Here is a 20,637-nt window from a genome sequence, read left to right as displayed (position 1 = left end):
GTTTTTCTGTATTTGTTTTTCCGCAATAGTCACACACGTACGTCTGCGGTGCTAACATGATCTCACCCACTTTTTCTACAAGATAACTATAAGATAACTATTTTATTAAGTTTCTCAATTCATTAAAGTAATACTCTTATAAAAGAAATTCATATATATTTATCGAATACACTTTTGGGTTCTTATAAAATCAAATAACTTAGGAGCTGATTAGTATGACAAGTAGAATACCAGTGTTTTCGATTCTCCCTAAATCAAAAATCAAAATTACATTTTTCTCCTCTTCTGACGAAGAAATTTACAGAGTAACTCTAGTGAACGAATGTTCAGAACCTATAAGCATACCTGCAAATTGCCCTATAGAATATGAAAGATTTGAAACTGAAAGAATGCCATTACTTATAGAATAATTTTTCATAAGCATCTCCCCAGATCCCCTAAATTTCAGGGGATTATTCTATATAAATAACGCTTTTTTAGTTTTTAATTAACACGTTCCGAATCATGTTCACACATATCTGCATTAGCAAGTTCCATCAGATAGTTAGCAAGTTCTTCTGTACATTTGTTGCAAATATACATTGACGACTCACCAAATTTAACCGTTCTAAAAGTCTCTTTACCACAATTGCATTTTCCTTTTTTATTGCTATCTTCCATGTTGTTTCCTCTCTTTCTCCCAAATAAAGATTGTGTTAAAATTATTAATGCCTGAACCAATAAATATCAGGTGACAATAAATCTACACGTAATCCATTTTCATAATCAGAATAATCTTCACGAGCCCAATGAGCAGGAGCTTTAAAACATGGAATACCGTCTGGTTCAATCCATAATTCATTATCGTTAGTAATGCGTGTTATCTTAGCTGGTTGATTCTCATACCAAATCTTGCGTCCGATAGCTTTTTCCTTCCAATTCCTTTCCAATAAATAGAGTGGACACTCTTCTAAAAGTTTTACTAAAAGATACTGCGCTTTCGCTAAACCATAATCCATATATCGTGCAGGTACTTCATAAAATTTCTTCCCGTTTCGTGTTATCCAGCAACCGCCATTACATTCAACTGATGTCTCATCCCACTTTGTTTTTATATAATTAGATCTATCAAAAGTTACGCCCCAAGTTGGTGCATCTCCATTAAATTCAATTAAATTTTTAAAAGTTGGCTTCTCACCTGAAGGGCAAGCCCAATAACAATTTTCTCCCATCTTACCGCCAATTGTATGAACATACCCTTCGATACGATATATATCATAAGGAACACTGTTTACCTCTAAATCCCACCCGATGGGCATTTTTACCTGTGACAGATCTGTTGTTTCATCGATTAATTTGATTCGTGCCATTTCTCATTCTCCTTTTCGTTTTAAATTAACCTTCACAATCGGGCAAGTGGTTTTCTCTAAACGCCTTCATTTCAGCATCATACTTTTCTTTATCAATCGGCTTTGCAAAAAACATTACTGTATCAGTATCACAAGCATAAGGGTGATATTTTCCCGCAAAATCATAACCTAAATACATCCATCCCTTATCCGTATAATCCTTAACACCCTGTTCTGTAGGCTCTCCATTAATAATTACATGGTGCATTTTAATTTCGTTTTCCATAAAAATCGCTCCTTTTTAATAAGATTCAAAGTCTACACCACAGTCTCTTTCTGTTGTAAAATTGTCTTAGCTCTAAACCTGTATCCTCTATGCTCCAATGCGTGTACTAATGCTAAAGCACTTTTCTCTAATTTTTCTGCAATCACGTCCACGGTGTATCCTTTATTAAACAGATCCACACTTTTCTGTATCTCGTCATTTGTAAATTTCGAGTGACTTTCTATATACACTGGCCTGTCATTAATACCGAGATCTTCCAGTCTTCTTTTTATTGCATACTCAGTACGCTGGAGACGTTTCCCGATTTCCGGATACGTATAACAATGAGCTTTTACCATGCTTCGAAGTATTAGATCATCTTCCTTGTTCCATGGCTTTTGCTGCTTTTTTCTTCTTAACAAATCAGCGTTACGCTTTTCTTTCATCCATTCAGGTTCCGGTCCTAAAATACCAGGTTCCACTTTTGCAAAATTCACTACTTGTTTGTATTTTTTCAGCCACTTCCAAAAGTCATTGTAAGAAACAACTTTTATTCGTTGTTCGACAGAAAAAAGTTTTAACTTTACTGGGAAGTCGAAGCGTACCCACCACGATTCAATTGTTTTATAGTCCACCATTAAAACATCGGCTAACTGGAATACGGTAAGTCCATTAAAATGCAAACGCGCATCTCCTAACCCTATGCGATATGCCTTTAGTTTTACTGCACTGATAGAGCGCCCTAACTTATTTGCCATGCGTTTAATGCTGTACGTCCCCCAATACTGCTCCAAATACTCCAGTTCTTCTTTCTTCCAAAGAGTCCCTCTTCCCACCATACTCACCTCCTTAGTAGTTCGATGCTTGACGCTGGTGATTAATTTGGTTCTTTTCTATATAAGCTTGATAGATTTCATCTGCTGTAAATCCTAGTGCTGCGCCAAGATACGCTAAGTCGTTGATAAGAGTCATATAGTGTGCTGCTGACCACAGTTTGTTTTCATATAAGTCGTTGAATACATCGATAATGTCTTCTTCTGTATGTCCTCTATTTGTACGTACTACAAAGCTATCAATATATTTGTTCCACTCACGTTCTAAGCCGATAGATAAGGCAAAATGCAACGTGTCTACAAATTCGTCTAATAACGGATTATAGTACTGCTTGTCTTCTTCCATCATCTGCCCTTCATTACGAACAGCTTTTGTTACAGGCCTATTGTTCTCGCTCCAATATTTATGACCACGCCATACATGTAATAATTCACTTAGCTCATCACGAAACGAAAGTTTCTTCTTTTGAAATAGTGATACTTTCTGCAAACCACGTTTCTCCACAATCTTGCTATCTAGCTCCTTTTGAAGCTGGAATAAATGGATGATGTTCATCGTTACGTCCTCCTACTAATCACGTTTTTTAGTAACTTGATATACTCATCTAAATTGTGATAATCCGCGTATCTATGTTTAAAATTCTCAAAGAAGAATTCGTTATTCGTGTCAAACTTTGCATTATACAGCGTTTTTGTCTTATCCATGTAATGTACAATCGCGTAGATCATGCCGTCGAAACGTTCCTGGTACATTTGTTTGAATGTCACTGAGTTTTCTACATCCAGGCGTTTAATATCTTTCTTAATTTCCTGGAGTGCGTTTAGTACGCCATGTAAAAGTTGACTGTACAGTTTCTCATTTTGATGCTTGCAATTTTCACAAGACATGATTACACTCCTTTTCTTTTATATCTTTCACTTACAACTGCTACAGCCTCATCCTTATTGCACAAATACTCTTCCATGTAATAATAGACATCTTTCCAAAATTCATTGTCATCCATAAATGCTTCACGTTCTTTTGTTTGGCACACTATGGCTCCTCCCTTCTGATTTACTTCGCTATTACAAAACTGATAATGACTGCTACGACCATATATGAAGCGGCCAAGACAAGAAACTTCCCACGCCATTTTAAAACCTGCAAATGTAATTCTTTATTTTCATTTAAGATATTTGAGACATACGATTCTTGATTTTTGGCTTGCGACTTATACATATCAACTTCTAATCTCAAATCACGATTTTCTTGCGCTATATCCTTTAACTGTTGCTCTGAACTATGCAAATAAATTACCGCCTTTCGTGGTTCACCTTTTGCTACTTTTCTTTTTTGTTTTGCCATTTCACGTTTCATTCGTTCTAACTTCCGGTCACTTTTCCGATTGTCATACCCCTTTCTTTGCTGCTTACCACTCACAACTGCACATCCTTTCCTACAGCTCTTTTACTTTCTTAAATGCTGTAAAAACAGCTCATTAAAATTCTCGTTTTCTAGTTCTTCTAATCTCTCTTTCACACGTTCTAAACGTACAGGACCTAAACCTAAAACTTCTTTTGCTGCGCGTAATGTTAAAGTACGGCCATCTTTGTACGATAGGAGAGACACTTGTTGTACCTCCCCACGATGGAAGCTTTGTCGTTCCAATGTTTTCTTTCGTTCACGTTCTATCGCTCGGCGTTGCTGACGACTCAATTTCTCTGCCATCATCTTCCCTCCACTTTTTAAAACAGTTATTAAACAACTCCTCTGCGTATAGATCTTTGGGATTCGGTTGCAATACTCCCGTTCTTTTATCTTGTCTTAGTGAACTTACTACCCAAACCATGTTGTACGGTTCTCCAGCAATACTTCCTACGATTCTCGCTCGTTTGACACGTGGTAATGTTGTTGCATAATGCTTTGTAAAAAACGCCTTTCGTGGTCCCTCTCCTCTTGCCACATGCTATTCCTCCCTTTGTTTAAGCCAGGACTCAACGCTCATTTTCTCGCCCCATCGATACCCTACACTCGCATCTGCTTCTACAGGTACTGGGAATCCTGGCACGGGTGGTTGTTCCATAACTTGTTTAATTTGTTTTTCTGCTGCAGCTACAATTTCTGGATCATCGTCCATTTCAAAAATAACCTCATCATGAATCTGTGCAATCATATCCGTGCTACCATGAGCCAATACACCCACTTGTGTACCGATAGATTCATAAATTTCGTTTTGTACCTTTTTCATGATGTCAGCTGCACTGCCTTGTACTGGTGTATTTGCTGCTTGTCTTTCAGCAGAACCGCGGTCTTTTCTGTTACCACTATTGATGTCTGGAAGCATTCGAATGTATCCGTAAATCGTTTGTACATATCCTTGTTCACGTGCTTCTAAAACAATCTTGCGTTGATACTCAGGTATACGTTTATACGCCGTTTTAACTGCATTTACGATTTGCGCGCATTCGTCTAACGTTTTACGGATTAAGTATTTTGTTTTAAATGTAAACTGCAATGCGTGTTCTGTACCGCCGTAGCTTATCACTGTATCCCGTGTTTCCACGGGCGCTGACTATACCTTCTTAAGATGTTTTTTGAATCTCCCTAACTCGTCACGTAACACGTTTTTGTTCCCTAAATATTCACCCAAGTTATTCCAGCATTCATGTTCATGTTGATGACACTTTTTACAAAGGACTTCCAGATTAGTAATATCGTTATTTTTACGATTTCTATCTTTATGGTGAACAACAATTTCATCCTCGCTACCGCAACGGTTACACACTTTTCCATAAGCTTCATAAGCGATTCTTTTATAGTAAGGTGCTGTACCGCCAGTCCAGTTATTGTTGTTTTTTCCTTTTTGGTTGTAGCCCTTTTTTACGTATCTTCTTTTGTATTTATCCTTGTCCCATTGCTTTTGAATTTCTTTTTTACAATCAGGACAATACTTCTGTCTATTACTGGTAGGTAAATATTCATTTTTACAAACAAAACATGTTTTAGGCTTGTTTGTTACGTTATTAGTCAAAGCTATCAGTCCCTTTCACACCTTTAGCCCACCGTATAAATAAGCTCGATTGATTTAGGTAAATACCTAGCCGGCCTATTATAAGTCGATACACTACCTTTTACGGCAGCACGGGATTAACATAGGTGAAAACCCTTAGCCTTCCCCGTTTTGAGTGAGTTTTACTTCGGCATAAGCCCTATTACTCTACCGAAGTTACCTGCTTTTGCATCCGTACGTTCTTTCTTGACGATTTCGCTTTCAGGCTTTCCAGTCATTACTGATGCTGTTCTGCGATGCATATCACCTCCAGTATTAAACAGTTCAGTCATGACTTCATCGCCTGATTTCCAGGCCATTAAGCGAAGTTCGAAACCTGAGAAGTCAATGAAGAATAATATTTTCCCTGGCTTTGGTACATAAAAATTACGGATTCCGAATTCATCATTATCGAGACGAGGTACGTTTTGACCGTTCGGATTGAAACTATTTAAACGACCTGTTTCCGTAAATGGACTGTATCCTGCATGAATCCGTCCGCTTATAAAATTCAAGTACTTTTCACGTCCTACGATGTGCGAAGAAAGAAGTGTCGTGTACTTCTGAATCTTCTTCAGTTGGTCGATAACTTCTAATGCTTGTTCCCTATATGGATGTGGCTCACGTTTCGCAATACGAATTGCTCCACGCTCTGCTTTATCTAACGTAGGATCTGTGTCAGGATCAATTTCTCCCCAACCTTCAGGTAGTGGAACATTCAAATACTTTTCTTCATCTATATCATTCAGCTTGTTCTCTAACATAAAGGCCATATCAATAAGCGCCTCTTGATCCAGACTTGCTCCCGTTTTTCCGTACTTAGCCACCGGTATTTTTAAGTAATCAAACATTAAGCTTTTCACTTCGTTTGTTTTACCTGATTTACCGGTATTTATATCAATGTTGAATGTTTCTTTCGCGATTTGCTTAATTCGCTCAGCTGCTTGTTCTTGCATAATTTCTGCTTCTTGTCTCTTTTGCGTAGCAAGGTTTTCATCCCAAGCCATTCCCCAGTACTCCATAAGACCAATAACACGTGTGAATGGCATTTCAATTTTATGTAGCCATTCTGCGTAACGCGGAATCTGTTGCGCAATTTGAGACCAATATTCGTAATGCTGCAAGGCATAATCAGCGTCCTCAGCTGAGTACAATAACCCCTCGCCTTTGCTCGCATCGATTTCGTCAAAGAAATCAACTTTGTGTTTCTTTAAAAGAGCTGTAAAATCGTTCATTGTTACACCAAAAACGTGTTTCGTAGCTGGTTTTAATCCCCAGCCACTTGTAGGCTTCTTAGGATTTTTAATTTTATGAGGCGCTACAATTTGTAAGCATCGCACCCACATAATGAGTGGATCAGCAACTTTACCAAGAATGTACTTCCCGTATTTGACTGCATATTTTGTCTCAAATGATAGGTTTACCGCTACTTTTAACACTTCTTCATTTTTGAATAAGTACTCATCGATTAAATCAAGTACCACCTTACGAGCTTCGTCCCTAGACATTTCCGGTTCAAACACTTGGCCAACTTTATGTGAGATTGGGATAACACGTGACTCATGCGCTGCCGCTGAAAGAGAAACTGTGCAGATTTCACCTTTCCATGGATCCAATGGTGTTCGTAGATACTCTTTTTTCAAGCTTTCTCTTTGTTTCTCCGCTTCTTTCTCATCGATAGCACCTGTTGAACATGAAATTTCTATATCTTCAAACGCTTTTGCGTAGTGTTTTCTAATCTCTTCACTTGCTGCAGTCTCCCAGTCAAACCCTGCTTTCCCTGTTTGTACACAACGTTCTAAGTACTTTTTCAGCTCTTTGACTGTAAGAATCGGTTGATAGTCTTTCACTTGCTGTGGTTCTACTTTTGGCCACACAATATCAAATTGCCCTGGCTTTTTCTTTTTCTCCATCTCTACAGCTAGTTTTGATTGTTTTACTGGCGTAGGCTTTTTGCTTCCTGCCAGTGTTTTCGGTTTTCCAAACAAATTACCGAGTTTCATATTTTCACTTCCTTGTAGTCATATTTGGGTAACTTGTCCATAGACTAGTAGTAGTCATCTTGTATATGGTCAAAGATTCCTTTTTTCATGCAATACGCAATATATGCATTAAAGCGTGGTGTTTTTCGATAACCGCCACTTGTTAAAACGATCATCCTCATTTTCGCCAATTGGTTCACTATCGCTTTTGCTTCTTCTTTATCGATGGAAAGCATTGCTTCTACGTCTCCCAGGCGTAAATACTTTTGCTGTGCAAAGAGTTTAATAAACTCGTAGAACTTCATTTCACCTGTTAACGTATCGATTTTTTTAAGGTCTTTCGTGAACCTCTGATACCGTTCTTCTGTCATTTCTTCCTCTTTAATCGCTAAACGTGCATAGTAGTTTAGGCCGCAACCTGGAGCATTGTATAGTGCTTTCAAGTACTCCCCAATAAACTCAACGTGTCCTGGCCAAACTTGAATCCGTTCTCCTGATTCGTCAACTGAATGTGTAAGAGCTGCAAGAGCAACCGCTAATCGTGCCACCTTATTCCGTTGATCCGAAGGTGAAACAAGTGGTATGTCATTCGCATTTCCATATACTTTTGCAAGGTCTGTCGCTACTTCTAACACTTTTTCTATTGTGCCGTCTGTAAATAACACGTCTTCCGGTTTACGGGACCAGGCAAACAAGATATTATTCTTCAGTGTGTCTTTCTGAATGATTGACGGGTACGTAGGTAAGGTTTGGTTATATAATTCAGGATCCACGTCACTTGCTCTCATAAAGACTGCAAAGTCAAAACGTCTTATATCCTCGTTATTAAAAATATCTTTTAAACTCTCAGCACCTTGAGAGTAATCAGCTAATCGTTTTCCTTTCGGTACGTTACCTGACATAATTGCTCGTACCCTACAAGGTGTTTCTGCTGTTACAGCTCGTTTTACTTCCAGCTTTCCGTCTGAACGTGCAAGCGTCATTTCACCATAATCATCTTTCGTAATACCTGTATCTTCATCAATCCAGATCATTTCTTTATCAGCTAACGGCCAAGCGCCCCAAACGATGTACCATGCACCTTGAGCACCTGACTGCTCCATTTTGTATGTTAAACCTGTACGAGAAGTACTTTCCGCATTTACTCGTGTACCAAGCCCTGCGAATTTCATTACCTTTTCAATCAATGCTGATTTACCGGTACCTGTATCACCTACTATTTTTAATTCAGCCCATCCACGAACATGGTTTAAATCCCAAGGGACTCGAAACCTTAACACACTATGGAAGGTTAGAAGTACTGCAAGTAATGTCTCGTCACGCTCTACAATGTGAGTCACGTTATATGTTAAGTCGTTGCATATCGCTGCAAGTTTTTGTTCAATTGAATCAGCTGTATAATCAGCAGGTTGAAATGATGCCAAATCTTCTTTTACTTTCTCAGTTAATTCAAAGCTTTCAACCACGTCTTGAAGTGGTGTAGCACTTTTGATAAGCAATGTAGATTCCTGGTTCTTTGGATGGGGGTAAACATAACCGGTTAACTCGTAATACTTGTTTTCACTTACATTTAATCCATTTACGGCGTACACTTTACGTAGTACATAATTCCCTTTATGTTGCTCTTGCTTTTCGTCATCTTCTTCAGCCATTGGAATAACAAGTAGCTCCTCTACGTTCATGTTTTCAAGAATATCCGTATTGAATTTCGAACAATCTGGAATACCTGAAAGCTGACGCAAAATTCCTTTTATATTGTCATCACCAACACCTGTCATTTGAATGACTTCTCGATCACTTACTCCTAGGTCTTTGTATCCTGTATGTGTCGGAATATCGTAAAGTGGGCAATGTGCTTTCTTACAGTTGTCTCTTCCCCAGCAATGATATTCAATATTCTTTGGGATGATGTAAGGAGTATGCTTCTTACCAGCAACCATTACTCTTGTTTTGACTAGCTTGCCAGTTAATTCAGCATTCCCTGTCTCTGCTAAGTGAAGAAGCTTTGCATTCTCTTCTTCCTCCATGTTCTTCTTGATGCAATGACACATATCACCAGCACATGCTACACGTTCATAGTCTTTGCTTCCTGGTTTCTTTTCACCGTGAAGACTACGTATAAAAGCACATCCAAATTTGTATGTATTATCTTTGCTGTAAACCGCATCAACCACACTTCGCGTATTGGCCACACGTTGTTGTTTCCCGTAGCTATTTTCTTCCGATGTGAATTTCAGTACCCACTCTTCCAGCTCTTTCATTGTTTCTTCTTTTGTGTATCCAGCATCTTTGAAGTAACAAGCAAGCTGTACAGTTGCTTGGTTCCGGTCACCGTCTTTTTTCCACCCACCATTTAAAATATCGATAACGCAAGCAGGTGGTTTGTCTTTCTTAAATTGGAACTCTTCTTTTTCGTATCGACGTGCATTTGTTGCTGCAGCTTGTTCATATTCTTTTGTTTTATCCATCAAAAGATATCCAGCACGTGGACGGTATTTCATGTACTTTTTACGGTCTTCCGGTGTAAATGGTAACTCGTCTGCATGTCTTGGTGATTTTGCTTTATCTTTGATTTCCTCAAGTGTCAAATCGTTTAGTTCCTCGACACTAATTTCTGTTTTAAATAGATTTGTTTTTTGGTGCATACTGTTCGGCAAACGAATCATACGTTTTTCCGTATACACCACAAGGTCAAGAGATGTAAGTCCTAAACGATGGACCAAATATCCAGCTATATGTTTGAAGATTTTATGAAGGTCATTTCTCGGTTCGATACCGAGTGCATCGGAGCTTATTAAGATGTGGAATCCTTTTGATCCGGAGAAATAGATCCACATATCCGATTCGCGTACATCCATTTCCTTCGTGAAAAATTCAACCAGCTTAATCGCATCTTTTTGGCTGACTGATGGGTCTTCCGCATGGTCAAGGTCAAAATATAGGGGGGCAATGAATGCCTCCCCCTTAACTTTTGTGTCGTTCGCAAATCGTTGAACCGTAGCAAAGCAATTGAAGTTGAACGCCTCTCCCGTTTGGAATTGCTTCACTTCAGAAGAAGGAATTCGTTTCCACGGAATGCTTCTACCGTTCTGATTGCTGTACCATGCGTCTACATATTGATAATCACTTGTTTTATCTTTCTTTTTTGCCATTTGTAGACGCCCTCCTTAGTTATTCTGAAGCTTTTTCTGTTTCTTCTACGTTAATTCCGTAATCAGCTGGATTAAATACACCTACAGGCTGGAAGTCAATCCCTACCCAAGACTGACTCGCATTTGTACGACTTTTGCGATCCACTGTTACAAGACGTGTTACCACTTTGTTGACGCCTAATTTTGAAGGAATACTAAGTGCTTTATATTTACCTTTATATAAATTCATTGCATATTTACCAAAGATTAATGTATCTGTTGGGCTAAACGACATTAAGTAGATATTTGGAAAGTCATCTGGACTTAATGTAGACACAGGCACAACTGACGCCATATAGCGAAGTTTGATATCATCCAGTTCGTAACGTTCTGCAGCTTGAGGATTTTCTGTTAGCCATTGATTGAATACAACTTCAGCTTCTTCTTTCGTTCTCTCAGCAACAATTAATTGTCCTGCCTCTGGTGAATCTTCTAATCCCCATACAGACCAACGTTGCTCGCCGTATCCGATTACTACATCGATGCTTTCACCGTACATAACATTTTCATCATCTTTTTCTACAAAATTACCTTTTTTATTGATCGTTAACCAATCACCCATACGAACGAAATCCATATCAAGACCGTTGTTCGCTTCAACAAATCCTTGCTTTGTTTCTTCTAAAATAGCTGAAATATAGTTGCTGCCATTGTTCGTTTTTGCTACTGCAGTATTTTGAACTACTACTTCATTTTGATTTGTTTCTTGTGTCATAAAGATTCCTCCCATGCCTTTATAGGCTATATTTTTTCCATGCTTTACGTTTTGCTTGGCTTTTCTTTTTGCGATACGTTACTTGTCGTCTAAACTTTGTAAGTTGTTTCTCAACTCGCTGTATTTCTTTAACAACTGGTTGCATAGTTCGTGCCGTTTTTTCTATATCTTTAGCGACACCGTGAATAATGTTCTTTAAATTGTTCCATGCACGTCCTACAGCCATCACAACACTTTTGCGAAGCTTTTCTTTCACTTCTTGTTCCACTTACTTCACCTCTTTCGCTGAAGCGATTAACTCAGTGATTTCATAAAGTGCTCCTAAGTGTTCGTACTTCTTCATGTTTACCACCCCTTTCACCAAGGCATATCATTTAGAAACTCAGCTACATGATCACGCTCTGTTTTCGGTTTTCTTGGTACTGTTAACCCAATACGTCCGTAAACTTTTCTACGGCTATGATACTGGTCTTTAAAGACACCGACGTTATAGTCAACGTAATCGAACCAGTACGCCTTTTTATGTGGATTGTTCCGATCAGGACGCATGATACGTCCGATTTCTTGTTCTACAGATGAACCACTATTACTTTCACGTGAATCACCACGTTTTGGCATTACCATGTGGCCAACTGCTAAATGCTGCATATCTAAGCCTTCACGTGCTAACTGAGTTGCAAATAAAATATCTACTTCTTTCCGATCACATGCTTCTAAAATGCCTTTACGTTGTTGCTTGGTTACCTGCCAGTCACGAAACTCTTCTTCCGTATACTGAGCAACCTTTACTTGCCATCCATACTTGCCTTGTTTTTTATCTACTGCATGTCCATTATCGATGAGCCATTGCGCCTGCTTTTCATTCTTTGCTTTTCTCCAGGTGTAACGACTGATTCCCCCATGAACTACAGCTGTATTGAACGGCTTCCCGTAATACGTGTCACCATATCGTTGTTTGAACATTTTCTGAACAAGCTGTTGTAACACGAAACAATAACGAACTGATTCAGTAATAACAATTGTAGGTCCTAGAGGATACTGATCTACAATGTTTTCAGCAACTAACTTTGCGCGTTTTTCATCTGATATGAGATGACGAATTAAATCTGTATAATCAAGGTCTTCACCACCAGCATCGACACTATCAATCTCATTACGATTACTCGCAGTCTCATAAGTAAATCCTGTATAGACAAATTTCACTGTCGGTTTTATTAAGCGTCCTGCCTCGTACATCCCGTCTCGACTAATCTCATAGACTTTTGGACCAACGCCGTTATACATGTAAATCTCTAATCCGTCTTTACGAGATGGGGTAGCTGTGAGTCCAATCATATTTTCCGCTGTTAATAGACCAGCTGTTTCTATAAATTGGACAGCTGGGAAATGATGCGCTTCATCTACGACTACTGTTCCAATAAAATCATTTAGTGCATCAATCAAATGAGGATTTCGTTGCAATGTTTGTACAGTTGCAACGATTAATTTTCCATTTCCCCAATCATGAGTCCCGTCACCAAAGAAGCCGATACGACCGATACCAGGAATTGTAGCCTGGGCACGCTTTGCGGATTGATACATTAAATCTTTTGTATGAGTGAGCCATAAGGCTGCTTTTCCTTTTTCATAGATGTAGCGCATTCCCATAACCGTTTTACCGGATCCAGCTGGCGCTACACCAATTCCGTTTTGTTTCATAAGCGCTTGAACCATCGGCGTCTGATCTGCTTTTAAAACAAAGTCATTGTTCCATTCTCCGAAGCTAACATCTCGGCCATATGAGATTTGCGATGTGATTATCTTGCCAGGATCATAGCCTAGATTCTTTAGCATCCCTTCCAGCTGTGATAAAAACCCACGAGGTGTAACAATGTCACCACGGTCGTACAAAAATAACTCCAGTTTTGCTGGTATACCCCATGTTCTTCTTCGCTGTTTTCTTGCTTTCACATATGCCGGATTATCAAATGTTAATGCCTTGGTAATAGCTGCTTTTAATGGTGTGCTGGTACCTCTAATTCGGATGTTGTGTTTTACAAAGATTTGTAGCAAGTGAGCACCCCCGATAAATCGTAAGAAGGTTCGTGGTATGTAAGTCTTGGAAGTGGTACGCATGGAACCGTCTGATTTCGAAATTCTTCAAGTTTAATATGATTCACATTTCGCTTTTTCATATGGATAAGAACCGTAAGAAGTCTAAACGCATATGCTTCATCAAGCCCTTTACTTTCGTTAAGAAAACTGATAAATACTAAACCTAAATTTCTACCAATTATCTGGTCAAAATCTCGTAAACCAAGAATCTGATTTGGTCTCATATAATCTAGCGAAAATCTACGACTTTCAGTACGTTTCATTTCAGCTAATATATTGACTTCAGGTGTCAGCACAATCTCGTCACCTGGACGAGTTGCACCGGCACCATCTGCTATTCTCATACGCCATACGTTAGGAATATGTCTCCAGCTTCTTCTGATTTCTGCCTGGAAGTCATCACCACGCTGCTGACGTTCGCGTTGTTTATTTCTCAGTGCTGTTTGTTTTGGATCCATAGCAACCTCCTACGCCAAAAACTTCAGTAGATTCGCTTGTACATATGCTTTTGCTTTTACAAGATCCGCTGATTCTTTCGCTGTTTCCCAAGCGTCTTTTGCTGCAGATAACCCTGTATCTATCGCACTTAATTCAGCTTCGATCTCCGCCAGTTCTTCTCTTTCAACTTTTGAATATTGACGTCGATAAGCATCACGCATTTTGTCATTTCCTAAAATAACTTTCTGGTTATCAATGATTACATATTGACTTTTACCTTCATGCTGAATTGCCATAAAAGCTTCTGCCTCTTTTAATTTAACCTGTGTTTCAAGCTTAGTTTTTTGTTTTAACAGCTTAATTTTTTCACCGTAAGCTTCCTCACGTGCTTTTCCTTTATCGATAACGTCCTGTACTACAGCATCAATTTGTTGTAAAGATGCTTGTAATTCAAGTGGATCTAACACACGTACATAGTCACTCGGAACTTTTTTACCTAAGATTTCTTTTGCTGCCGCGAGTAACTTTTCTGTCCCATGTACCTCTTGTAAACTACGAATTTGTTTATTTAATTCAGACATTTGTAGAAACCTCCTCAGGATCTGTGCAACGTATTGGTCGAACTAATTTTTCGATAGATACTTTTCCCTTTGTAACTTGATTTATTCGTATTTCTATAGTTTCTATATCCATTAGTGGTTTGGAATCATAACCTGCGACAGTTAGCGCAAGTGGTGTAAAACCAACCACAACCGCATTCCAATTTGTTTTTTGTTCATTTTTATCCTTACTGCTAATCGACACCTGTATTGCCGTACCTTCACCTAACTCGTTCTCATCAAACTGCGGTTTGTTTACAATCATGCTCGTAACCCCTCCTTCGCTTCTGCGATTTTCGTAAGCGCAATTTCTACTACATCAGGATTAATACTTTCAGTCTTTGCAATACTTTCAACAATCGTATTAATATCCACTAATACGTCATCTCCAGTTTCTGTTTGAATCAAGGAAGCAAACTCTTGCATCGCATATTCTCGTTTCTTTTCAGCTTCAATCCGGCTACGATCAAGCACTTCTTCACCTGGCTTCGCACTTTGAAGTGGTATCCGTTCTAAATCGAAAACACCTGGTGCTTTTACATCAATAAGTAACGTTTGTATAGGTCTTGTAATCTCCACTTCAGACGCTGATAAACGTGTAATACTACCGATATTCGCAAAGATTTTTCCATCTGAACGCTCATAAATACCGAAACCTGTGTGATCATGGCCGCACAAAACCAAATCCGCCTCAGTTTTTACATCTTGTACTTTTGTGTACCGGTCAAACGGTGGATCATGATCAAGTAGCATTCCATGAGCTACATGTATTTTTGTTGATTCATAATCTTCAATTACTTCTGGTGAGTAGCCATACCCAGCTTTATCAATTCGATCACTATATGGTGTAAACGTTAGTTGAACATGATTACCGTCTTGATGAAACATTTGAGGTTTTCCAGGATCATTAATGACTGTAAGTTGCGGGACAATCAGCTCCAATACTCTGAGGCTTGTCCGTTCATAGGTTGCAAGATTGTATCCATAAATATCGTGGTTTCCGGCTGTTGTATAAATCGGTACCGGACTCTCCTTCAGCACTTTCGCAAATTCTAGTAACACACTTGTTGTAACTTCAGGTCTATCAAACGTATCTCCAGGCTGAATAATAGCCTGGACACCTTTGTATTTTGCTAATGCGAAAATCTCACGTAATTTTGCAATTAGCGCCTCTTTGTAGTTATCCTTACGGTTACGAGGGTTCGTACCTCGTATATGTGGATCGCCGAAGTATAAAAATTTCATGCTCTCACCTCTACTTTTCCTCGTTCTTCGTAACGTTGCATCTAAGGTAATACCACCCTCTATGATGTGCTGCATATTCATTAGTGAAGGTTGCTTGATTCTTTTTTCTTAATGACTTCTTTAGTTACCTCACCTGTTCTCATGTCAATCGATACATCGTCCTCATCGGAAATACCTAAGTCTTTCTGGATCTCCATACAAACCTCGTTATAGCGATCAATGACAGGATCCCCTAACTCTTTTAAACGCGTTTTATATTTTTCACGAATTGGTGCAATTTCAGCTTTATACTCTGCATCAAGTTGTTTCTTTATAGCTTTTTCCGCATCTACTACAGCTTGCAATTCTTGTAACTGCTCATTTGTCGCTTTACCGATAACTTTCTCAGTTACTTCTAAACCAGCTACATCTGCTAATGCACCTTTTAGCGCCTTTTTTATTTCGCATTTCATACACATCTACAAATCTCCCTTTCTATAAAGCAGTTACAATGCTTTTTCCTTGTTTTTGAGTCACACCAATAGCTACGTCACCTATCTCAGCTAAATGAGTACTGTGCGTAATAAGAATAATTTGACGGTTAAATTTAATACTGTATTCCTTCAAGAAATAGGCAACATTCGGAGCATATTCTTGACTCACATGCTTTCCTACCTCATCCAGCAGTAACGGTCCTCTCACACCACTAAGCTCACCTACGGCCAATCTGAGTGCTAAACTCACTACATCCGCTACGCCACCGCCACGATCGTAATCAGGTGGCTTTAATTGCGTTCGTACTCCTTCAGATTGGAGCCAGTATTCCGCTACAGGTTGGTTACCTTTTACAGTGATTTCAATTTCGAATTTGTAATCTTTATCGAATACAACTGTAAGAGCAGAAGTAACAATTTCTTCAATACGACGTTTTGCTTGCTGCCGTGCATAGTCACTTGTCTTTTGAAGAAGAATCTGTACTAAATCAAACTCTCCAAGTTGCTCCTCAGCTTTTGCTTTTCTTGCCTCAGCATTTTTTTGTTGTTTAACCAACAGATCACGCTGGCCAATTTTCATTTTCAGCTTGTCACTTACCTGACGAAGATCAGTTCTTGTTTTTAGAAGCTCGTACATAAGACCTGCCTCCTTATACCTGTGGAATGAGTCGTTCGACGTGCTCCAGGTTTTCCTTAACTGATGTATCTAACTTATTGATTTCCTCCTGAATCGTTTCTGGCGCTACACCATGCTGCGCCATTTGTTCAGCGATTTCCTTTAACTGCTTTTCTGCTGACGTTTTCTCAGCCTCTGCTTGAATCTTTGCAGTTTCCGCTTTCTTTAAATTTGCTTTCGCGATTTCAATACGTTGCTTTAATTCCATTACTCATTTCCCCCTTCAATTTGTTTCGATAGTAAATTTTGCAACTCTGATTCCACAAATCTCTTTTGATCTTTTAAACAGGCCAACACAGACGGTCGGATAGCAAAATCAATGTGCTTTTCTCCTACACTTTCTAATGCACTTACTGGTAAATTCTCATTAAATTTTTTATGAGATAGCGAAACCTTTAGTACATTGGACGTATCTTCAAAAGCTTCAATAATCTCATTGATTTCCATTAACGAATTATTCAACCTTTCAGCTGTTTGTAAAAACTCACTCACTTTATCCGTATCTATCAACACGATTCACCCCTTAATGAGAATGTTGAATAGACATCGGCGATTCACATAGTGGACAAACTCCACCAGCCTCGTTCCATGCCTCGTTCCATGCCTCTTCCAATTCCTTTGTGTAGTTTTCAATGTGCTTTTCGTACAGTTGCAAAGTACTTGTTTGGTGACGTACTTGCTGATTTACGATCATATATCTTCGAAGCAACTCTTTTAGATCAGCTAAGCGAGAAATACTTTGTTCCATTTCTACTAATCGACTTTCAGTATCTCCTGAAACATTTAGGCGTTCCGTAGTACTTGCCCATCTCATATAATGACTATGTGTATCCGCATATTTTCTTAATAATCCTCTTAATTCGTCTGAACGTATTACAGCTTGTCCTATTTCACTCAATTGTTCGTCTGTTCCGACCGGTACTGTTAAATGCTCGACAGTCCTGCTTACTTTTTCAAAATGTTGCGACACAACATTGTATTGAGCTAAGAGTTTTGTTAATTGCTCTATTTTCCTCACATTTTCCTCAATCACAGTTATATCGATACTCTCTATTACAGATAGCATTTCAAGTTGTACACCTAACGTGCTATAATCCCAACTATACTTTTTGTGGTTATGTGATAAGATAGAGAGCAAAGAATGTTTTTCTTCGAGTTTTATAGAAGCTTGTAACAACTGATCAGCTTCTATTAATCCATCGAATTGTGTAAGTTTTTCAGTCAATGTCTTCTTGGCGATGGACAATGACTCATACTTTTTTTGTAAGCCCAGTAGTGTTTGCAGACGCTGCTGGGCTTTTTCTATTTGTTCAAGAATTTGTATTAACCCTGGAACATTTTCAAGCCGCTTCGCTATTTCTGACGCTGTTATGTACTTTTGTTTGCGACTCTCATATGTGTGAGCTATTTCTTTTAATGCCTCTTTCTTTTTATACGTTTCCTCTACGTACTCCATTAGACTTTCAGCTGTTTTTAATTGTTCTGCTTTATCATCTACATCTAAGTACTCGAGTAAATTACCTGCTAAGCGTTCTATTTCTTTCTCAGCCAGCAACCTCTCTTGTCGTGCTGCGTAAGTATCTTTCGAAACGCTTTTCACTGCAAGATCTACAGCTTCTGTTCCTGCTAACTTCCCAAGTACCTTTGCTCCTGATGATGGTGTTTCACTTATTAAGAACGGAGCCTCTAGCTGAAACGCGAAGTTTAAGGCTGCCGTAAAATCTCCAAAGGTTTGTTTCGTAATTCCTAACAGCTGCTTCACTTCTTCTGGAACCTCAGACTTCTCAAAAGTGCTACCTTCATCGCCAGGATCCGTTTGTATTCTGTAGGATGTCTTCCCTTTTCTTCGATGTTTCGAAATGATAATGCCTGTGTCTAGATGAATAGCTACAGTAGCATGTCCTACAGATTCATTTACGAATGCCTCACCTTGTGGCTCGTTAAAGGCCACCCAGCGAATCGCTCGAATTAAAGCTGTTTTTCCACTGTCAGAAGGTCCTGTTATCACGTTCAGTCCGTTTCCTACGTTAAAATGACTATTAGTATGTGACTGGAAACCTTCTACGAAAATCTCATTAATGTTGAACAACCTGCTCACTCCTTTCCGTGAGTTTTAACATGATGTTTTGCGCTTGTTCTTCTGAACCGCTCTTAAAGTACTGTTTACTTTCGCAACATACTGCTTTTATGTCTTTAGCTTTTGCTAAGCGACTTGCATAAGACACGTACTGTTGCATTCTGTACCACCCCCTTTCAAAGTGCTAAACAGCTTCCGCTTTCTTCTTTCGTGTTACTGTTACTTTCACACCTAAGTACATTTCGAACACTTCACGAAATACGTCTTCCTTTTTTTCCGTACCATAGTACTCATTACGAATACGTAAGCGCGGTTCTTTTTTCTTCATCTCCACGCCTCCTAATATAAAAATCTAGCTATTTTTCTGATTTCTCTTTCTAATTATTTCTGCGAAACGCGGAAAGTTAACTAAAAAAATTTCCTCCGAAGGAAAATCTAACTGCATCGCTAGTTTTAATACCGTTTTTTCCGCGTTATGCAGATATGCAGGCAAAAAGAACCATTCCACAGGGAAATCCAAAAATACTGCGATACGCATAGCTAACGGAGATCCTGGGGTTCTTCTTCCTGTTTCGATGTCACCATAATGTGTTGGACTGGTTTTTACAGCTTCCGCAACATCTGCCTGTGTTAAACCATACTTTTCTCTTATTTCTACAAGCCAATATCTTTTCATGATGCACCTCCGCAATATTGTAATTGATTTCCATTATATCCGCGTTACGCGTAAAAGTAAATATCTTTTTTAAAATTAAATTGTAAATTTTCTTCTCCGCGGATTGCGTAATTATAGTGAGTAATGTTATCTTATAGATATAACAAACGTAAAAAATAATAACTTTTAAAACACAAGAATTTATAAAAAATATAATTCTTAGGAAATATAAAAGAGAATCTGAGGGGGCTCTACACATGGATATCGGGGCACAATTAAAATTTTTGCGTAATAGACGTGGCTGGACAATTCAAGAAACTGCTGAAAAAGTAGAACTATCAGTTTCCACTTATGGTGGATATGAAACAAATTATAGAAAGCCAAATGCCGAAGTACTTTGTCAGTTAGCAGATGTCTTTAACTCTACAACAGATTTTATTCTTGGAAGAACAGATAACCCAAACGGTGATGATTTTGATTTAGAAAAAATGCTTACCGAGGGAAAACTGAATTGGGCTGGTGAACCACTTAATAAAGAACAACTAGAAAGTATACTTCCTGTATTCAGACTTGCCTTGCAACGTGATAAGAAATAAACAAAAAGGATTAGCCAAATGCTATTCCTTTTTTTGTTGCACGATATTTGTAATTTGTTCTAACTCATCTTTCGAAAGTCGTCCTTGTTTGTACAGCTCGTTCATAACATACTCCAAATCACAGCTTGCTTTTGTAGCGTCTAACACTTGTCCGATCACATTCTTAGTTTCATGAAACACGTTCCCTTTTTCCATAGCAAATCTCTCCCCCTGCCCATTAATTATTCAAAAATGTCAAAATGAAGAAAATGAATAAGCTCTATAACGTACGAAATGCCACTACACTAGAAAGTGTAATGGCATTTTTCTTTTGATAGTTATCCGATTGTCCCAGGATCCTTCATCATTTTTACAGGTTCTTTAACTTTTCCCTTACCAACTTCATTCGAAATTGATGATAATGATAACGTAAACGTACATACAATAACTAATCCAGCTAAT

Annotated in this window: 31 protein-coding genes; 2 read left to right on the top strand and 29 right to left on the bottom strand. The window is 38.6% G+C overall.

Annotation, left to right across the window (positions count from 1 at the left end; translation table 11 throughout):
- Window positions 1-215 precede the first annotated feature (215 nt).
- Window positions 216-410: a hypothetical protein gene (locus tag V7183_RS10160; protein ID WP_335359398.1), complete on the top strand. Its 195-nt coding sequence runs from the start codon at window positions 216-218 to the stop codon at window positions 408-410.
- Window positions 411-483: 73 nt separating this feature from the next.
- On the opposite strand, the gene V7183_RS10155 is transcribed toward V7183_RS10160, so the two are convergent.
- From V7183_RS10155 to V7183_RS10020, 28 genes are all read right to left on the bottom strand, one after another.
- Window positions 484-660 (bottom strand): hypothetical protein, encoded by a 177-nt coding sequence (locus V7183_RS10155; protein ID WP_335359397.1) that lies wholly within the window; start codon window positions 658-660, stop codon window positions 484-486.
- A gap of 44 nt (window positions 661-704) precedes the next feature.
- Window positions 705-1,349 (bottom strand): hypothetical protein, encoded by a 645-nt coding sequence (locus tag V7183_RS10150; RefSeq protein ID WP_335359396.1) that lies wholly within the window; start codon window positions 1,347-1,349, stop codon window positions 705-707.
- Between the two features lie 25 nt (window positions 1,350-1,374).
- Window positions 1,375-1,614, bottom strand: coding sequence for a hypothetical protein (locus V7183_RS10145; protein ID WP_335359395.1), 240 nt, complete (start codon window positions 1,612-1,614; stop codon window positions 1,375-1,377).
- Between the two features lie 32 nt (window positions 1,615-1,646).
- A complete protein-coding gene (locus tag V7183_RS10140) occupies window positions 1,647-2,432 on the bottom strand; it encodes a hypothetical protein (RefSeq protein WP_335359394.1) in 786 nt (261 codons plus the stop codon).
- Window positions 2,433-2,442: 10 nt separating this feature from the next.
- Window positions 2,443-2,982, bottom strand: coding sequence for a dUTP diphosphatase (locus tag V7183_RS10135; protein WP_335359393.1), 540 nt, complete (start codon window positions 2,980-2,982; stop codon window positions 2,443-2,445).
- A gap of 334 nt (window positions 2,983-3,316) precedes the next feature.
- Window positions 3,317-3,460: a hypothetical protein gene (locus V7183_RS10130; RefSeq protein ID WP_335359392.1), complete on the bottom strand. Its 144-nt coding sequence runs from the start codon at window positions 3,458-3,460 to the stop codon at window positions 3,317-3,319.
- A 20-nt stretch (window positions 3,461-3,480) separates the two neighbouring features.
- Complete coding sequence (locus V7183_RS10125; protein WP_335359391.1) at window positions 3,481-3,846, bottom strand: hypothetical protein; 366 nt, start codon at window positions 3,844-3,846, stop codon at window positions 3,481-3,483.
- A 27-nt stretch (window positions 3,847-3,873) separates the two neighbouring features.
- Window positions 3,874-4,134: a hypothetical protein gene (locus V7183_RS10120; protein ID WP_335359390.1), complete on the bottom strand. Its 261-nt coding sequence runs from the start codon at window positions 4,132-4,134 to the stop codon at window positions 3,874-3,876.
- Window positions 4,088-4,369 (bottom strand): hypothetical protein, encoded by a 282-nt coding sequence (locus V7183_RS10115; protein ID WP_335359389.1) that lies wholly within the window; start codon window positions 4,367-4,369, stop codon window positions 4,088-4,090. The genes V7183_RS10120 and V7183_RS10115 overlap by 47 nt, the downstream gene beginning before the upstream one ends.
- A 3-nt stretch (window positions 4,370-4,372) precedes the next feature.
- Window positions 4,373-4,969, bottom strand: coding sequence for a DNA polymerase (locus V7183_RS10110; protein WP_335359388.1), 597 nt, complete (start codon window positions 4,967-4,969; stop codon window positions 4,373-4,375).
- A gap of 9 nt (window positions 4,970-4,978) precedes the next feature.
- Window positions 4,979-5,437: an HNH endonuclease gene (locus V7183_RS10105; protein ID WP_335359387.1), complete on the bottom strand. Its 459-nt coding sequence runs from the start codon at window positions 5,435-5,437 to the stop codon at window positions 4,979-4,981.
- 161 nt (window positions 5,438-5,598) lie between these two features.
- Window positions 5,599-7,458, bottom strand: coding sequence for a bifunctional 3'-5' exonuclease/DNA polymerase (locus V7183_RS10100; protein WP_335359386.1), 1,860 nt, complete (start codon window positions 7,456-7,458; stop codon window positions 5,599-5,601).
- A gap of 44 nt (window positions 7,459-7,502) precedes the next feature.
- Entirely contained in the window at window positions 7,503-10,589 is a 3,087-nt protein-coding gene (locus V7183_RS10095; protein WP_335359385.1) for a DNA primase small subunit domain-containing protein, read from the bottom strand.
- A 19-nt stretch (window positions 10,590-10,608) separates the two neighbouring features.
- Window positions 10,609-11,343, bottom strand: coding sequence for a hypothetical protein (locus tag V7183_RS10090; RefSeq protein ID WP_335359384.1), 735 nt, complete (start codon window positions 11,341-11,343; stop codon window positions 10,609-10,611).
- Window positions 11,344-11,362: 19 nt separating this feature from the next.
- Window positions 11,363-11,611: a hypothetical protein gene (locus V7183_RS10085; RefSeq protein WP_335359383.1), complete on the bottom strand. Its 249-nt coding sequence runs from the start codon at window positions 11,609-11,611 to the stop codon at window positions 11,363-11,365.
- A gap of 89 nt (window positions 11,612-11,700) precedes the next feature.
- Window positions 11,701-13,293 (bottom strand): DEAD/DEAH box helicase, encoded by a 1,593-nt coding sequence (locus tag V7183_RS10080; RefSeq protein ID WP_335359400.1) that lies wholly within the window; start codon window positions 13,291-13,293, stop codon window positions 11,701-11,703.
- Window positions 13,294-13,376: 83 nt separating this feature from the next.
- Window positions 13,377-13,895: a hypothetical protein gene (locus tag V7183_RS10075; protein WP_335359382.1), complete on the bottom strand. Its 519-nt coding sequence runs from the start codon at window positions 13,893-13,895 to the stop codon at window positions 13,377-13,379.
- A gap of 9 nt (window positions 13,896-13,904) precedes the next feature.
- Entirely contained in the window at window positions 13,905-14,456 is a 552-nt protein-coding gene (locus V7183_RS10070) for a hypothetical protein (RefSeq protein WP_335359381.1), read from the bottom strand.
- Entirely contained in the window at window positions 14,449-14,739 is a 291-nt protein-coding gene (locus V7183_RS10065; RefSeq protein ID WP_335359380.1) for a hypothetical protein, read from the bottom strand. Before V7183_RS10065 ends, V7183_RS10070 begins: the two co-directional genes overlap by 8 nt.
- Window positions 14,736-15,794 carry a metallophosphoesterase family protein gene (locus tag V7183_RS10060; protein ID WP_335359399.1) on the bottom strand — a complete coding sequence of 353 codons (1,059 nt, stop codon included), beginning with the start codon at window positions 15,792-15,794 and terminating at the stop codon, window positions 14,736-14,738. The genes V7183_RS10065 and V7183_RS10060 overlap by 4 nt, the downstream gene beginning before the upstream one ends.
- A 5-nt stretch (window positions 15,795-15,799) precedes the next feature.
- A complete protein-coding gene (locus tag V7183_RS10055; RefSeq protein WP_335359379.1) occupies window positions 15,800-16,177 on the bottom strand; it encodes a hypothetical protein in 378 nt (125 codons plus the stop codon).
- A 16-nt stretch (window positions 16,178-16,193) separates the two neighbouring features.
- Window positions 16,194-16,829 (bottom strand): chromosome partitioning protein ParA, encoded by a 636-nt coding sequence (locus tag V7183_RS10050; RefSeq protein ID WP_335359378.1) that lies wholly within the window; start codon window positions 16,827-16,829, stop codon window positions 16,194-16,196.
- Between the two features lie 13 nt (window positions 16,830-16,842).
- Window positions 16,843-17,076 (bottom strand): hypothetical protein, encoded by a 234-nt coding sequence (locus V7183_RS10045; protein ID WP_335359377.1) that lies wholly within the window; start codon window positions 17,074-17,076, stop codon window positions 16,843-16,845.
- Window positions 17,076-17,381 (bottom strand): hypothetical protein, encoded by a 306-nt coding sequence (locus V7183_RS10040; RefSeq protein ID WP_438825164.1) that lies wholly within the window; start codon window positions 17,379-17,381, stop codon window positions 17,076-17,078. Before V7183_RS10040 ends, V7183_RS10045 begins: the two co-directional genes overlap by 1 nt.
- A gap of 10 nt (window positions 17,382-17,391) precedes the next feature.
- Window positions 17,392-18,957 (bottom strand): AAA family ATPase, encoded by a 1,566-nt coding sequence (locus V7183_RS10035; RefSeq protein ID WP_335359375.1) that lies wholly within the window; start codon window positions 18,955-18,957, stop codon window positions 17,392-17,394.
- Entirely contained in the window at window positions 18,944-19,105 is a 162-nt protein-coding gene (locus tag V7183_RS10030) for a hypothetical protein (RefSeq protein ID WP_335359374.1), read from the bottom strand. The genes V7183_RS10035 and V7183_RS10030 overlap by 14 nt, the downstream gene beginning before the upstream one ends.
- Window positions 19,106-19,129: 24 nt before the next feature.
- Window positions 19,130-19,273, bottom strand: coding sequence for a hypothetical protein (locus tag V7183_RS10025; RefSeq protein ID WP_335359373.1), 144 nt, complete (start codon window positions 19,271-19,273; stop codon window positions 19,130-19,132).
- Window positions 19,274-19,297: 24 nt separating this feature from the next.
- Window positions 19,298-19,621, bottom strand: a complete 324-nt coding sequence (locus V7183_RS10020) for a helix-turn-helix transcriptional regulator (RefSeq protein ID WP_335359372.1) — start codon at window positions 19,619-19,621, stop codon at window positions 19,298-19,300.
- A 236-nt stretch (window positions 19,622-19,857) separates the two neighbouring features.
- Here V7183_RS10020 and V7183_RS10015 point away from each other — a divergent pair, with 236 nt between their 5' ends.
- A complete protein-coding gene (locus V7183_RS10015; RefSeq protein ID WP_335359371.1) occupies window positions 19,858-20,196 on the top strand; it encodes a helix-turn-helix domain-containing protein in 339 nt (112 codons plus the stop codon).
- A 21-nt stretch (window positions 20,197-20,217) separates the two neighbouring features.
- Here V7183_RS10015 and V7183_RS10010 read toward each other — a convergent pair whose 3' ends face one another.
- Window positions 20,218-20,391 carry a hypothetical protein gene (locus tag V7183_RS10010; protein ID WP_335359370.1) on the bottom strand — a complete coding sequence of 58 codons (174 nt, stop codon included), beginning with the start codon at window positions 20,389-20,391 and terminating at the stop codon, window positions 20,218-20,220.
- Window positions 20,392-20,637: the final 246 nt, after the last annotated feature.

The organism is Bacillus sp. JJ1127 (assembly GCF_036965845.1).
In the GTDB taxonomy this organism is placed as follows: Bacteria; Bacillota; Bacilli; order Bacillales; family Bacillaceae_G; genus Bacillus_A.
The sequence above is the reverse complement of the archived record's forward strand: the minus strand, read 5'-3'. Positions and strand labels throughout refer to the sequence as shown.

Bases quoted from the DNA above. Each gene is read 5' to 3' on its own strand.
- V7183_RS10090 (WP_335359384.1), bottom strand. From the start codon at position 11,343: ATGACACAAGAAACAAATCAAAATGAAGTAGTAGTTCAAAATACTGCA.
- V7183_RS10135 (WP_335359393.1), bottom strand. From the start codon at position 2,982: ATGAACATCATCCATTTATTCCAGCTTCAAAAGGAGCTAGATAGCAAG.
- V7183_RS10065 (WP_335359380.1), bottom strand. From the start codon at position 14,739: ATGATTGTAAACAAACCGCAGTTTGATGAGAACGAGTTAGGTGAAGGT.
- V7183_RS10025 (WP_335359373.1), bottom strand. From the start codon at position 19,273: ATGAAGAAAAAAGAACCGCGCTTACGTATTCGTAATGAGTACTATGGT.
- V7183_RS10095 (WP_335359385.1), bottom strand. From the start codon at position 10,589: ATGGCAAAAAAGAAAGATAAAACAAGTGATTATCAATATGTAGACGCA.
- V7183_RS10150 (WP_335359396.1), bottom strand. From the start codon at position 1,349: ATGGCACGAATCAAATTAATCGATGAAACAACAGATCTGTCACAGGTA.
- V7183_RS10015 (WP_335359371.1), top strand. From the start codon at position 19,858: ATGGATATCGGGGCACAATTAAAATTTTTGCGTAATAGACGTGGCTGG.
- V7183_RS10120 (WP_335359390.1), bottom strand. From the start codon at position 4,134: ATGGCAGAGAAATTGAGTCGTCAGCAACGCCGAGCGATAGAACGTGAA.
- V7183_RS10070 (WP_335359381.1), bottom strand. From the start codon at position 14,456: ATGTCTGAATTAAATAAACAAATTCGTAGTTTACAAGAGGTACATGGG.
- V7183_RS10055 (WP_335359379.1), bottom strand. From the start codon at position 16,177: ATGTGTATGAAATGCGAAATAAAAAAGGCGCTAAAAGGTGCATTAGCA.
- V7183_RS10160 (WP_335359398.1), top strand. From the start codon at position 216: ATGACAAGTAGAATACCAGTGTTTTCGATTCTCCCTAAATCAAAAATC.
- V7183_RS10045 (WP_335359377.1), bottom strand. From the start codon at position 17,076: ATGGAATTAAAGCAACGTATTGAAATCGCGAAAGCAAATTTAAAGAAA.
- V7183_RS10155 (WP_335359397.1), bottom strand. From the start codon at position 660: ATGGAAGATAGCAATAAAAAAGGAAAATGCAATTGTGGTAAAGAGACT.
- V7183_RS10140 (WP_335359394.1), bottom strand. From the start codon at position 2,432: ATGGTGGGAAGAGGGACTCTTTGGAAGAAAGAAGAACTGGAGTATTTG.
- V7183_RS10060 (WP_335359399.1), bottom strand. From the start codon at position 15,794: ATGCAGCACATCATAGAGGGTGGTATTACCTTAGATGCAACGTTACGA.
- V7183_RS10030 (WP_335359374.1), bottom strand. From the start codon at position 19,105: ATGCAACAGTACGTGTCTTATGCAAGTCGCTTAGCAAAAGCTAAAGAC.
- V7183_RS10145 (WP_335359395.1), bottom strand. From the start codon at position 1,614: ATGGAAAACGAAATTAAAATGCACCATGTAATTATTAATGGAGAGCCT.
- V7183_RS10020 (WP_335359372.1), bottom strand. From the start codon at position 19,621: ATGAAAAGATATTGGCTTGTAGAAATAAGAGAAAAGTATGGTTTAACA.
- V7183_RS10010 (WP_335359370.1), bottom strand. From the start codon at position 20,391: ATGGAAAAAGGGAACGTGTTTCATGAAACTAAGAATGTGATCGGACAA.
- V7183_RS10075 (WP_335359382.1), bottom strand. From the start codon at position 13,895: ATGGATCCAAAACAAACAGCACTGAGAAATAAACAACGCGAACGTCAG.
- V7183_RS10050 (WP_335359378.1), bottom strand. From the start codon at position 16,829: ATGTACGAGCTTCTAAAAACAAGAACTGATCTTCGTCAGGTAAGTGAC.
- V7183_RS10100 (WP_335359386.1), bottom strand. From the start codon at position 7,458: ATGAAACTCGGTAATTTGTTTGGAAAACCGAAAACACTGGCAGGAAGC.